The organism is Maribellus maritimus, from assembly GCF_022267315.1.
Lineage (GTDB): Bacteria > Bacteroidota > Bacteroidia > Bacteroidales > Prolixibacteraceae > Draconibacterium > Draconibacterium maritimum.
On record NZ_JAIKLE010000016.1, the window covers coordinates 86511 to 99623 of the forward strand.

General features: G+C 37.6%; 8 protein-coding genes. 3 read left to right on the forward strand and 5 right to left on the reverse strand.

Annotated features, from left to right (window positions below; translation table 11 throughout):
* The first annotated feature begins 155 nt into the window (after nt 1–155).
* A complete protein-coding gene (locus tag K5G00_RS15240; protein ID WP_238767041.1) occupies nt 156–1796 on the forward strand; it encodes an AMP-binding protein in 1641 nt (546 codons plus the stop codon).
* A gap of 38 nt (nt 1797–1834) precedes the next feature.
* On the opposite strand, the gene K5G00_RS15245 is transcribed toward K5G00_RS15240, so the two are convergent.
* Nucleotides 1835–2656, reverse strand: a complete 822-nt coding sequence (locus K5G00_RS15245) for a mechanosensitive ion channel family protein (RefSeq protein ID WP_238767042.1) — start codon at nt 2654–2656, stop codon at nt 1835–1837.
* Nucleotides 2657–2794: 138 nt separating this feature from the next.
* On the opposite strand from K5G00_RS15245, the gene K5G00_RS15250 reads away from it, so the two are divergent.
* Both K5G00_RS15250 and K5G00_RS15255 read left to right on the forward strand, forming a co-directional pair.
* Nucleotides 2795–3919 carry an acyltransferase family protein gene (locus K5G00_RS15250; protein ID WP_238767043.1) on the forward strand — a complete coding sequence of 375 codons (1125 nt, stop codon included), beginning with the start codon at nt 2795–2797 and terminating at the stop codon, nt 3917–3919.
* Nucleotides 3920–3939: 20 nt separating this feature from the next.
* Entirely contained in the window at nt 3940–4854 is a 915-nt protein-coding gene (locus tag K5G00_RS15255; RefSeq protein ID WP_238767044.1) for a TIM barrel protein, read from the forward strand.
* A gap of 298 nt (nt 4855–5152) precedes the next feature.
* Here the strand turns inward: K5G00_RS15255 and K5G00_RS15260 are convergent, their stop codons facing one another.
* The 4 genes from K5G00_RS15260 to K5G00_RS15275 all read right to left on the reverse strand — a co-directional run bounded on the left by K5G00_RS15260 (nt 5153) and on the right by K5G00_RS15275 (nt 13013).
* Nucleotides 5153–6052, reverse strand: a complete 900-nt coding sequence (locus tag K5G00_RS15260; RefSeq protein WP_238767045.1) for a hypothetical protein — start codon at nt 6050–6052, stop codon at nt 5153–5155.
* 80 nt (nt 6053–6132) lie between these two features.
* A complete protein-coding gene (locus K5G00_RS15265; protein ID WP_238767046.1) occupies nt 6133–7392 on the reverse strand; it encodes a peptidase U32 family protein in 1260 nt (419 codons plus the stop codon).
* A gap of 167 nt (nt 7393–7559) precedes the next feature.
* Complete coding sequence (locus K5G00_RS15270; RefSeq protein WP_238767047.1) at nt 7560–8276, reverse strand: hypothetical protein; 717 nt, start codon at nt 8274–8276, stop codon at nt 7560–7562.
* Nucleotides 8277–8288: 12 nt separating this feature from the next.
* A complete protein-coding gene (locus tag K5G00_RS15275; protein WP_238767048.1) occupies nt 8289–13013 on the reverse strand; it encodes an efflux RND transporter permease subunit in 4725 nt (1574 codons plus the stop codon).
* Nucleotides 13014–13113 lie beyond the last annotated feature (100 nt).

A 13113-nucleotide genomic window follows, 5' to 3' on the forward strand; every position in this document is an offset into this window, starting at 1 on the left:
ATTAACGTGAATATAAAAGCGGAAAACAACGAACTCCGGAGGACAATCTCCGGAGTTTTTTTATTATTGACATTTATTCATATTTAATCTTACTGTATTTTAAAAACCGAACATTCAGGTAATTTTCATAAATTTATCGGTTAAATTATAAAATTATGGCATTACCTGATTTAGCTAAACTTTACACCAACGCATTCCACAAGAATTGGGATAATCTTGCATTTTCAGATTATGAAGGAAAAGATTTTAAATACAAGGAAGTTGCAGCGAACATAAAATCGCTCCATCTTTTTTACCAGATAATGGGAATAAAAAAAGGGGACAAAATTGCCGTTTTAGGGCGAAATTCAGCAAACTGGGCAACAGTCTTTCTTTCTGCGATTTCGTCACGTATTGTAATCGTTCCCATTCTTCCGGATTTTAATAAATCCAATACAAATCATATTATCAATCATTCTGAAGCACGAATTGTAATTGGGGGAAAACAATTACTTGAAAAGGTTGATTTTCAAAATGAAGGAAAGGTTGAAGCAGTTATCGCTTTGGATGATTTCTCTTTTCATATTGCTAAAGACGAAAATGTAAAATATAAACTGGAAGATGCTTTTGAATATTACAAAAAAAATAAACTAAGCCGGGAGGGATTTCAGTTTGAAAAATGGGACAAAGAAGCAACCTGCGTAATTTCATACACATCGGGAACTTCCGGTTTTACCAAGGGAGTTATGATTCCTGAACGCAGCCTGGTTTCAAACATTATTTTTGCTCAGGAACACATGCCTTTACAAGCCGACGACAAAATCGTTTCGTTTTTGCCTATGGCACATGTTTACGGATTATTGTTCGAATTTTTATTCCCGACAACTTTAGGTTGCCATATTACTTTCCTGAACAAAATACCCTCTCCTGCTGTAATAACAAAAGTTTTTGGCGAAATAAAACCTCATCTTATTCTTTCCGTTCCACTAATAATTGAAAAGATTTATAAAAAGCGTCTGTTGCCAACACTCCAAAAAACTTCAATAAAAATATTACTCGGCACTCCGCTTATATCAAAAATAATTCTGAAAAAAATCAGGGGAAAACTGGTTGAAACTTTTGGAGGGCGTTTCTACGAAATTGTCATTGGAGGTGCCCCCTTAAGTGCCGATGTGGAAAAATTCTTTAAACGAATCAACTTTCCTCTTACCGTTGGATATGGCATGACCGAATGTGGCCCGCTTATTAGTTATGATGCCTGGAACAAAACAATGCCTTCTTCTGCCGGAAAATTGGTTGACCGAATGGAAGTACGGATTGATTCAGAGGATCCCTACAATGTTGTAGGAGAGATTCAGGTAAAAGGAGAAAATGTAATGGTGGGCTATTACAAAAATGAAAAAGATACAGAAGCCGCATTTACCGAAGACGGATGGTTAAAAACAGGTGACTTGGGCATTATTGATAAAAACAACTTTATTTACATTAAGGGTCGTTCCAAGAATATGATTTTGGGACCTTCCGGGCAGAATATTTATCCCGAAGAAATTGAAGCAAAAATCAGTAATCTCCCTTACATTGCCGAATGTGTTGTAATTGATCGTAACGGAAAAATGGTTGCACTTGTGTATCCTGATTTTGAAGCTGTTCAAGCTGAAAAAATGCCAGAAGCCGAGATTCCTAAATTGATGGAAGAAAACAGGAAAAACGTTAACCATGAGCTTCCAAAATACGAGCAAATTAGCACCTTTGAGATTGTAAACGAAGAATTTGAAAAAACACCTAAAAAAAATATAAAACGATTTAAATACGTTTAAAAAAATGCCTTCTGTTCTACGAAGGCATTTTACGCAACTTAGAACTTATTTTTCATATGCACATCCACCTGCGGAAATGGAATTGTAACTCCTGCGGCATCCAATGCTAGTTTACCCTCTTCATAGACGCTGAAATAAACGTTCCAGTAATCGACAGGTTTTGCATATGGGCGAACCGCAAGGTTTACCGAACTGTCGGCAAGTTCAGCAACTCCAACAAACGGAGCCGGATCTTTTAATACATTTGGATGACTGTTTAGTATTCCCAGCAAAATATTTTTGGCTTCCTTTATATTTGATTCATAAGAAATTCCAAAAGTTAAGTCAACACGAATTACACCTTCAGTAGTATAGTTAACTATGTCGCTACTTGAAACAGCTGAATTTGGTAAAATAACCGTTTTACTTTCCGGGGTAAGCAATATGGTTACAAAAATGTGAATCTCCTTAACAACACCTAAATGCCCCTGAGATTCAATTAAATCTCCCACTTTAAAAGGTTTAAAAAGCAGAATCATAACTCCTCCGGCAAAATTTGCCAGCGTTCCTTGTAAAGCCAGGCCAACTGCAAGACCGGCTGCCCCTATGATAGCAATAAAAGAAGTAGTTTTAATGCCAACCATTTCGGCTATACTTATCAACAATAAAACCTTAAGTAAAATTCCAAACAGGCTTTTAAGAAAGCCCCGAAGCGACACGTTCACTTCTCTTTTTTCCATTACACGTCCGGTAACTTTTACAACACGCCGAATTATCCAAAGGCCGACAATTAAAATAACGATTGCCATGATTACCTTTAAGCCATAAGCTACTATAAACTCAGAAGCTCTGTTTAGTAAATCTTCATAATTTGGGTTCATGATTATTTTATTTGATGAAACATAAATCAAATTACGGAAAATAAATTTCCAATCAAATTTTTATGATTGATTGAGACTATAAAGGACAATTAAACCTATATTTTATTACATTTGAATCTCAACCAACTAAAATTTATTATGAATCCTAAAAAAGGAGTTTCATTTTCAAATGATCGTTTGTTATCTCTCGATTTTTTTCGTGGCATGACCATGTTCCTGTTGGTTGCGGAAGGGACAGCACTTTGGAATGTACTTGTTAAAGAACCGATTGCCGGAACGATTCTTGAACCCTTTTTTGAACAGTTTCACCATCATCCCTGGAATGGATTACGGTTTTGGGATTTAATCCAACCCTTCTTTATGTTTATCGTTGGTGTTGCCATGCCTTTTTCATATGCCAAACGCAGGAAGCGGGGAGATTCAAAAAGCAAAATCACAAAACATATCATCCAGCGCTGTATTTTACTCCTGGCCTTTGGTGTAGGACTACACTGTGGTTACCGTCGCGAGCTTGTTTGGGAACTCTGGAATGTATTGTCACAATTGTCGGCTACTATTTTGATTGCCTATTTTTTAATGAGATATAAATGGTCGACACAAATTATTGCTTCTACAGGGTTGTTAATTGTTACCGAAATGGCTTACCGTTTTTTTCCTTTGGAAGGTTATAACCAACCTTTTGTTAAAGACCATAATTTTGGAAGCTGGATGGATATGATTTTGATGGGCAAGATAAATCCGGGAAGAGGCTGGGTTGCCATCAATTTTATTCCAACCGCAGCGCATACTATCTGGGGCGTTGTAGCCGGGCAGGTTTTAATGTCGGAAAAAACCGGAAATCAAAAAATTAAACGTATAACAGGCGCAGGTATAATTATTTTATTACTGGGTTATCTGCTCGACTGGACTTCAGTAACACCGATAATAAAACGAATCAGTACTTCATCGTTTGTTCTGGCTTCAGGAGGCTGGGCGCTCCTTGTACTTGCCTTCAGCTACTGGTTTATCGATATCAAAAAGATAAACCGGTGGATCTTCCCGTTTCTAATTGTAGGAATGAACCCAATCTTTATCTATTTGTTTTCTAATACAATTGGAGGCCAGTGGTTTAATAATTTTGTAGCCATTTTCACCGATGGAATTTTGACTTGGTTTGGAACTTCCGAATTTGTTATGAATTTATTCGCTGCACTAACGATTTTGGCGCTGGAGTGGTTACTTTGCTATTATTTGTACCGAAAAAGAATATTCTTTAAAATATAAATCAATAAAATTTAATTGTTATGAAAAATACATCCCGCAGGAATTTCCTAAAAACAACAATTGCCGCTACCTCTGGTGCCATGCTGACTTCTCCCGCCTGGGCAGGATATGCATCAAAATCTCCTTTTAAAATATCGCTTGCCGAATGGTCTTTTCACAGGGCGCTTTTTGCCAATGAAATGACAAATCTCGATTTCCCTGTAATTACCCGTGAACTGGGGATGGAAGGTGTGGAATATGTAAATCAATTTTTTAAAGATAAGGCAAAAGATGAAAAATATTTAGCTGAGTTAAAGAAAATCGCAAAAAATGAAGGCATTGAAAATGTTTTGATTATGTGTGATGGAGAAGGAATGGTTGGTCATCCTGAAAAAGCAGAACGATTAAAAACCGTTGAAAACCACAAAAAATGGATTGATGCTGCAAAATTTCTCGGATGTCATTCGATCCGCGTAAATGCAGGAAGCAGAGGAAGCTATGAAGAGCAACAAAAGCTGGCAGCTGACGGACTCAGGATGTTATGTGAATACGGAGACAGCAAAAAAATAAATGTAATTGTTGAAAACCACGGAGGTCTCTCAAGCAATGCCGAATGGTTGGTTGGCGTGATGAAGCTGGTTGATCACAAACGCGTAGGTACTTTACCCGATTTTGGAAACTTTGTTATCGACAGACAAACCGGCGAAACTTACGACCGTTACAAAGGTATTGAACTACTTATGCCTTATGCTAAAGGAGTTAGCGGAAAATCACACAATTTCGATGCCCAGGGAAATGAAACCGAATCCGATTTTTACCGCCTAATGAAAATCGTAAAAGACGCGGGGTATAAAGGTTATGTTGACGTGGAATACGAAGGAAGTGAACTTTCGGAAAAAGAAGGAGTTATTGCAACAAAAAAATTACTTGAAAAGGTTTTTGATTCACTTGGTTAAAAAAAATAAACCCAAAAAGGAAAAGTCACTATTTCATTTTAGTGGCTTTTTTTATTCAAGTCGGCAAAAATATTTTTTATTGAATTCTGAAACCATAGATAATACTCTTCGTACATATAAAACGGCTTGTATTAATTACTTTATTTTTTGCCTGGACTTAGAGGGTTGATTGGTTTAATAGTTGGTAAAAAGTAAAAGAAAATTATTAGTTGTTTGTCTTTTTTTAAAAAAAAAGCGGTGATAATCACCGCTTTTCCTATTATATTATCTGCTACTAATTTTCACAATCAGATATGCTTTATCTTTTCTGGCGGTAGAAAGGCCGCCATGGAGTTGTCCGGCCGGTTCCTTTCACTCCGCTTCCTTTTTTGTTTTTCCCTGAATTTTTATTTAATCCCAAATCAGTTTTTGATGTAAACACAATGCCCAAACTTATTTGTGTTACAAATGCTCTGTTCCCAACTGCTTTTAAATTTTGTGTTTCCACGACATAATCATAGTTCGGAATTCCATCCAATTTATCTGTTCCAATAAACGAAACTGTTCCATCTAAATACAATGAAATCTGTTCATTCAAAGCAAAATCCAGTCCTGCTCCAAATCCATAACATACGGCAGTTTCTTTAGGCTGATCACTATTCTCAGTTCCGACAGCGTATAAAACGCCCGTTCCTTCTTCAGACCAAACTGTTTCCCAAACACTCAGATCTTCATAATTATATTCAGCCCCAACAAATGAGAGTCCTCCAAATGCTTTAAAGAATGGATTTATACTCCCATCAGGCGCAAAGTAATACCTGAAGTTCAGTATTAAATTTAATGCTGATGATTCGTAAACTATTGGTTCTGTTACTCTATGTGTTATTTCAGGAAAGTCCTGTGCCAAAATATAATTATAATAAGGAGGAATATCATTACTTCCGGAAAATTTCGAAAAATCCAGTTCTATCCCCGTTTCAATATTTGGTGACCAGAGTTGCATTATCTCGGCCTCAAATCCTGGTTCAAATGCATGAACAAATTCAGTGGCATTAGGATTTGAAAGATTTTCAATCAAAGGATGCTCTACCTCATCTTTTCCTACTTCATCATTAAATTTTCCATAATTTACGCCTACGCGATATTTAAGGATTTGCCCAAATACATTGCCACCAACGAGTGTAAGGATTATCAGGGTAAGAATCAATTTACGGTTCATACAGCGTTCATAATTAGTATAATGAATAAATAAATTAAATACTTTTTTACGAAAAACGAAAATTACAGATAATTATTATTTTAACGTCGAACTTTAACTTCCTTTGCTTCAACCACTTTAAATAATTTATCGGAACGTCGTAATTTGGTATCAACAAATACGGAAATACGCTGACCTTTCATCCCTTCCTCTACAGAAAGCAAATTATATCTGATTTCCTTTACAACAGTTTGCACAACTCCGGTTGTCGGGCCTGTCACAATTATCTCATCACCTACTCTTAAATTATTTGTTTCAAGTTTGAATTCTGCTACCTGTATATTAGTAAAGTAATTTGTACACTTACCTAGGTACAGTTTTCGTTTTGTAGCCTGAGAGCCATAGTTGGCACTCCATTCACCAAGGCGCTGGCCAAGATAGTATCCGTCCCAGAATCCCCGGTTAAAAACCATGCCAAGGCGCCGGTTCCAATCCTCGACCTTTTCTTCAGTAAATTCGTTCTTTTGCCACGCCTCAACTGCTTCGTGATAACACTCAACTGTTGTTTTTACATATTCGGGAGAACGCGCACGCCCCTCAATTTTTAATACTGAAACACCCGCATCAAGAATTTTATTCAAAAAATGAATGGTCTTCAAATCTTTGGGAGACATAATATACTCATTGTCAATCTCCAATTCTGCGCCGGTTTCCCTGTCTGTTACGGTGTATGCCCTTCTGCAGGTTTGCAAACACGAGCCACGATTTGCAGAAGAATTCATCTCATGCAAACTGAGATAACATTTTCCGCTAATAGCCATACAAAGTGCTCCGTGTACAAACATCTCCAAACGAACAAGTTCTCCTCCCGGGCCTTTTATTTGCTCTTCTTCAATTTGTTTGTTTATCTCCCAAACCCTGCCTATGTTCATTTCACGCGCCAAGACAACTACATCTGCGAAATGGGCGTAAAACTTCACTGCTTCAATATTGGTAATGTTCACCTGTGTAGAGATGTGTACCTCCAAATGAATTGACCGCGCATACTGAATTACTGAAATATCGGCTGCGATAACAGCAGAGACTCCGGCATTTTTTGCGGCGTCAAGCACTTCATGCATCTGCTGAACTTCGCCATCAAAAATTTCAACATTTAGCGTTAAATAGGTTTTTACACCGTTTTCTGATGCTGTTTTAACAATTCTATTTAGGTCATCGAGAGTAAAATTATTGGCTGAACGTGAGCGCATATTTAGATGCTCCACGCCAAAATAAACGGACCCTGCTCCTCCCTGAATGGCTGCCATAAGCGATTCATACGAACCAACCGGAGCCATTATCTCAACTCTTCCTTTATCCATAGTGAAATTAAATGCCCCGCAAAGTTAAAATTTTATCTCAAATTATTGGCTAAAAGATTTTTAGTGTAAAAAAGCAATACAGGCAACCAACCGCCACAAACTCGATCATTTGTACCAATTTTATTTGGTTGCCTGCATTGACCGGAGTATTACCCCTTCATAGACAACTAAACAAACCTCTCCCGCTTTTGCAAATTAAAAAGGCCGTATAAAATAAATACAATTATCCCGACACCAAGAAAAATTCTGTTTTTTGATATTAACCCCTGCCAAATTACTTCGTTCAAATTGTCGGGTATTTGAAAAGGATTTAAAAATACATTCCACTGTGTTCTTTCAATTACGTCCTGAAGTATTAGCAAGGCCACCCCTATTATTACCATCACAACGGCAGTTCCGTTTCCGTTTTTTATTAAAGTAGAAAACATAAAAGAAAGTGCACCCATAAATACAATCGGGTACATGAGCTGGTAGGCCATTTCAAAAATACTAATGTCGTATAAAAGCACAGACGCCAAAGCGGCAAAAAAGTATATAATGATAAAAATAAGACTAAAGATCATAAGTAGTCTTACCAGCCATACTTTATACCTGTAGTTTGGAATTCCAAACAATATTTCCAGCATTCGTGAATCATCATCATTCTGAATTCCAAAGACCGTCGGGTAAAAAATCAACAAGATTCCGGGAAATATCAGAAGTTGAAAAATGGTTCCTTCGCTAATACTTGCCCTATTTATAACTGTTTGGATGGCAAAAAACAGAAACACAGCCAATGCAGCTATCAAAAACCATATAAACTTATTGGCAAAAATTATTCTCAGATTATACCGAATCATCTTAATAAATATGATCAGTCGGTTTCTAATATTTAAGTTTTTCATTTGCTTTCAGTTTTAAACGAAATCTTTTAGTAAGCACAAGTAAGCATCTTCAAGATGCGGAGGCACGTTTACTGCATTTTCCGCTGGTTTTTCTTTTGCGAGGCAGCGAACTTTTATATTCTCACCGTCGCGCATGTGGTGAACAATCATTTGTTTATTTGCAAAACTGTCGAACTCTTTTGCCGGAATAGAAAAATGCCATACGAAGTTGTCTCCCATTTTAACCATATCGTTAGGCGTACCAAAGTATTTGAGATTTCCCCTGTTGATTACCGCTACCTGGTTACAGGAACTTGAAATATCTTCAATAATATGTGTTGAGAAGATTACAATCCTTTCCCTGCTTAACTCAACAAGCAGGTTACGGAATCGTATTCTTTCCCTTGGGTCAAGACCTGCGGTAGGTTCATCAACAACAAGAATCCGAGGCAGGTTTAGAAGAATTTGAGCTATACCAATTCTTTGTTTCATCCCACCGGAGAACGAGCCTATTTTATCGTCTTTTCTCTCAAACATGTGAACACTCTTCAGCACATACTCCAGACGCTCGTTTCTTATCTCCGTATCTTTGATTCCTTTCAAAATCGCCTGGTAATCCAAAAAGTCCCATGCAGACATATTTTCGTAAGTACCAAAAGCCTGTGGCAAGTACCCAATTAAGCCCTGCAATTCTTCCCTGTATTTCTGGGTATCCATTCCGTTGATCCATATCTTACCATAACTTTGTTCCAGGATGCCACAAACAATCCTCATCATGGTTGACTTACCGGCACCATTCGGACCGAGTAGCCCGAACATTCCGGTTTTTATTTCAAGCGATACACCATTTAACGCCCTGAACGGTTTTTTCCTTTTTCCAATTATTGGTATTTGCCGCACAATCGTAAAGAATCCTCTTCGTAAACCAGCCATACGCCCGCTAATCCTGGCAATGTTGAGGTTTTTCTTTTGAATGTATTCTCCTGAGGTATATATTACTAGTAACAATAGCCAAATTATAGCCACAAAAATTACCATTCCCAGATTATCCCACCGTTTAAAGAAAATAAACAAAAACAATAATGGAGTAAGCCAGTAAATAAGATTTTTAACGATTCGGTTTATTTTAAGATATACAGGTTTTGATGTAGATTCATATTTATTAATCATCACCTGGTTAAAAGGGACGTATAATAAAAACGAATAAAAGAAAACAACATGCGACATAACCCACATCCACAAATTATTTTCCATATAAATAAAGGTGAAATAAACCAGGAAAATAAATAAGGGGAGCTGCCAAATGAGGTCATAAAAATCTCTTATGTGTTTATAATCCTTCGTCAATCCGGCACGCTCACGAATTTTTTCACCCGATTTCCATTCACGAACAAACCTGTTGTCCCGATCATAGATCTTAACCAATCTCCTAATTCTAATCGTTATCGCTTCTTGCTCATCAATCACTTTTGAGCTGGCCTGACGTAAGCTTGTCATAACAAAAGCAGTAATACCCGGAACTGCTATTATCAGTATCATAAAATCGAGTAACTGCCAAATAAAAGTATCAACTTCCAGATATATATATATTGAGCCAACAATAAATACAATCAGTTGTCCTATTTTTAGAGGCCAACTCAATGAGTTTATCCAGTCGATTGCATTCTCTAGACCTGCATATAAAGTCGGGATAAATATAAGTGTGAGTATTGTACTAAACGCCAAGCCTCCAATCACAGTAATTGCAAACGGAGCTCCAATAGCACCCACATATTCTGCCTGTCCCATTGCCAAAGGAAACATGGCAACGATTGTTGTAATGGCAGTAATCAAAATCGGTCGCACACGAGAGAGGCCGGCTGTCATTAAAGCGCGAGACTTGCGATAACCTCTTTTACGAAGTATATTGGTATAATCAATTAATATAATACCGTTGTTTACAACTACACCAAGCAAAATAAGAAAACCCATTAATGTATTGGCGTTAAATAAACTGTTCCCGGTAAATATCAATGCAAGGAATGAACCAATAGCCGCCAGAGGAACGGAAAACATTAAGACAAATGGAGTTGAAAGCGACTCAAATACAGAAGCCAGAATCATCAAAATCAGGATAAATGCAGCCGCAATAAGGAAATAGAACTCTGAATATTGGTCCTCCTCATGAACGACTTCTACTGCCACCCCCGAAGGCAGTTTGTACGACTCAACGATTTGATCAATTTCAAGACGGTAAGCTTCCAAAAGGTCTTTTGATTGTTCTGCCTCTTCAACAAACTGGTAGCTTACTTCAATCTGTTTTTCCTGATTTACACGTGTAATCCTCGACATACCTTCATCGTAAATCAATTCTGCCAGATCCTGCAAATCATAAGTTGCACCTTCTGAATTACTTATTTGCAACATTCGCAAATCGTCAATCCCTTTATCCGTTTCCTCTTCCTCTTCTCCTTCATCAAGCTTTTCCTTAATAACAATTTCATACTCCTCAGTTCCCTGTTTAAATGTGGCACCCGATGTAAATTCGCGCGAAAATGTTGAAAGTTCCGAAGTGATATTTCCTAAGTTAATTCCATAGTCGGTTAGAAGTAACTGGTTAAAATGCAAGTGAATTTCAGGTTGGTTACTGGAAACACTTAACCTTACATTTCGTATCGATTCCAAATCCTCGATATAATATTCCAGGTCTTCTGCTACACCTTTCATTATATCGAAATCTTCTCCTTTTATAATGATTTGTTCCTGATTTGAGCCAATTCCTAAAAAGCGGCTAAAATTTTCGGTTCCACCACCGCCCATTCCACCACCTCCGCCGCGAAAGCTTGAACTGGATGTAGGTGCTGTTAAACTAATTTCTCCCTGTGATATATTATCAAACCGATCTTCGACATCGGACTTGATTTCAGCAACTGTACGATCGGCAATATCCTTATAATCCTCTTTTAAAACAATGGTTAATACTGCCTCATCTTCTTCAATTCTTGAACTGACATCTTGTTTTTCCTCCAGGTCTTCCAACCGGCTTTCTATTTCCTTAACAACTAAATCTGTCTTTTCGAGTGTTGAGCCTGTCGGCATAGTTACATACACCGAGAATTCTGTCTCCTCTACTTCCTGAAGGTTACTAACGCTAATTGCCAAAACGGTAAATACTGTTATAAAGAAAACCACAATCGCACCAATTACTGTGCCTGCGGGTTTTCTCATACTCGACTTCAGTAAAAGAATATAAATTTGAATAATCCGGTTATTTGTTGTAACCTTTTCATAAAAAATATTGTGAGACGATTTTCCTCTCAGTAAGACGTGCGCTGCCATTGGAATAAGAAGTAACGCAACAAACAGAGAAACCATTAAAGTTGAGATAATAGAAACGCCAACGTGATTTCCAAGCAATTGAATCATGTAATCGGTTGAAAATACAAAGGGTAAAAATACGGTTACCGTTGTTAATGTTGCAGCAACAATTGATCTCCAAACCTCTTGGGTTCCCTGAACTACTGCTGTATCCGCATCGTAACGTTTCCCGGAAAGCCTGTAGATATTTTCCAGCACTACAACACTGTTGTCCAGCAACATCCCTATAGCCAGAACCAGTCCAACCAATGTCAAACTGTTTAGCGAAATATTAAAGGCATAGAAAAGATTAAATGCTGTAAAAACTGAAATGGGTATTGCAAGAGCAATAAAAGAAACAATTTTCAGATTTTTCAGAAACATCCACAACACAAAAATGGCTAAAAGACCTCCCACCAGTGCCAGGTTCATTATCTGGTTGATGTTGTCTTCCATTGTTTCGGCGGTGTTGGTTTGCACAACAATCTCAACATCCTTAACGGCAAGCTCGTTATTTAAACGCTGAATTTCTTTCTGCACAGCATGAGAAAGGTCGATAAGATTGGCCTGGGAATCGGAGACCAGAATCATCGAAACGGCATCCAAACCGTTTACCCTGCTTATCGTTTCTTCTTCTTTTACACCAAAATAAATATCGGCAACATCTTTAAGGAAAATTGGCCCGTCGGCAACAACAATATTTTCAATATCCGAAACATTGTCATATTCAGCGGTTACATGTACAAAATATTGTTTTTGCGAATCATGTAAATAGCCGGCAAAAGTCCGTGCTGTTGAACTCTCTGAAATAGCTCGTTGAATTTGAGAAGGAGTAATATCGTATGCCTCACAAGCTCCGGCATCGTATGTAACTTCAATGGATTTCTCCTTTCCGCCATAAACGGTAACGGAAGCGATTCCATCTATATTTTCCATTTCCGCCGTTATCTCCTCATCAACAATATTTCGAATTCGGTCAGTACCACCACTCCCCCGGATTTGTATTTCCATAAACTGGTTGGTAAGCGACTCCAAATCAACCCTGTTTACGTTTACTATAAAATTCTCATCCAGATTATCAGTAACCTGCTGGATCTTTTCCTGTAGTTTCAAAAAAGTGTACTTAAAATTTACATTTTGTTTGAAATTTACCTGGATAGACGCCGTTCGGTTGTTTAAGGAGGATTCCATGCTCTCGATACCTTCCATTGTCCCAATTGCCCCTTCAATTGGGATTACTGCCTGGTTTTCCATATAATTCGGATCAACCTCCACCCTTGAATTAATGGATACAAACAGCATAGGGAGTTCGGCATTTGGCATTAACTCCACCTCAAGCCGCTGATAAGAGACATACCCCAAAAGAGTAAGTCCGGTAAACAGCATGGTGATGAATATTTTTCTGCTTATGATGAATTTCATGTGCCCTATGATTTTTTAAATTTTACATGAAACACACGGAACCCGCCAACAATACATTTTTCTTTTTTTTGATGATATTTAATTCCGGCTCGTTTCATCC

Bases quoted from the DNA above. Each gene is read 5' to 3' on its own strand.
- K5G00_RS15240 (WP_238767041.1), top strand. From the start codon at position 156: ATGGCATTACCTGATTTAGCTAAACTTTACACCAACGCATTCCACAAG.
- K5G00_RS15250 (WP_238767043.1), top strand. From the start codon at position 2,795: ATGAATCCTAAAAAAGGAGTTTCATTTTCAAATGATCGTTTGTTATCT.
- K5G00_RS15275 (WP_238767048.1), bottom strand. From the start codon at position 13,013: ATGAAATTCATCATAAGCAGAAAAATATTCATCACCATGCTGTTTACC.
- K5G00_RS15265 (WP_238767046.1), bottom strand. From the start codon at position 7,392: ATGGATAAAGGAAGAGTTGAGATAATGGCTCCGGTTGGTTCGTATGAA.
- K5G00_RS15260 (WP_238767045.1), bottom strand. From the start codon at position 6,052: ATGAACCGTAAATTGATTCTTACCCTGATAATCCTTACACTCGTTGGT.
- K5G00_RS15245 (WP_238767042.1), bottom strand. From the start codon at position 2,656: ATGAACCCAAATTATGAAGATTTACTAAACAGAGCTTCTGAGTTTATA.
- K5G00_RS15255 (WP_238767044.1), top strand. From the start codon at position 3,940: ATGAAAAATACATCCCGCAGGAATTTCCTAAAAACAACAATTGCCGCT.
- K5G00_RS15270 (WP_238767047.1), bottom strand. From the start codon at position 8,276: ATGAAAAACTTAAATATTAGAAACCGACTGATCATATTTATTAAGATG.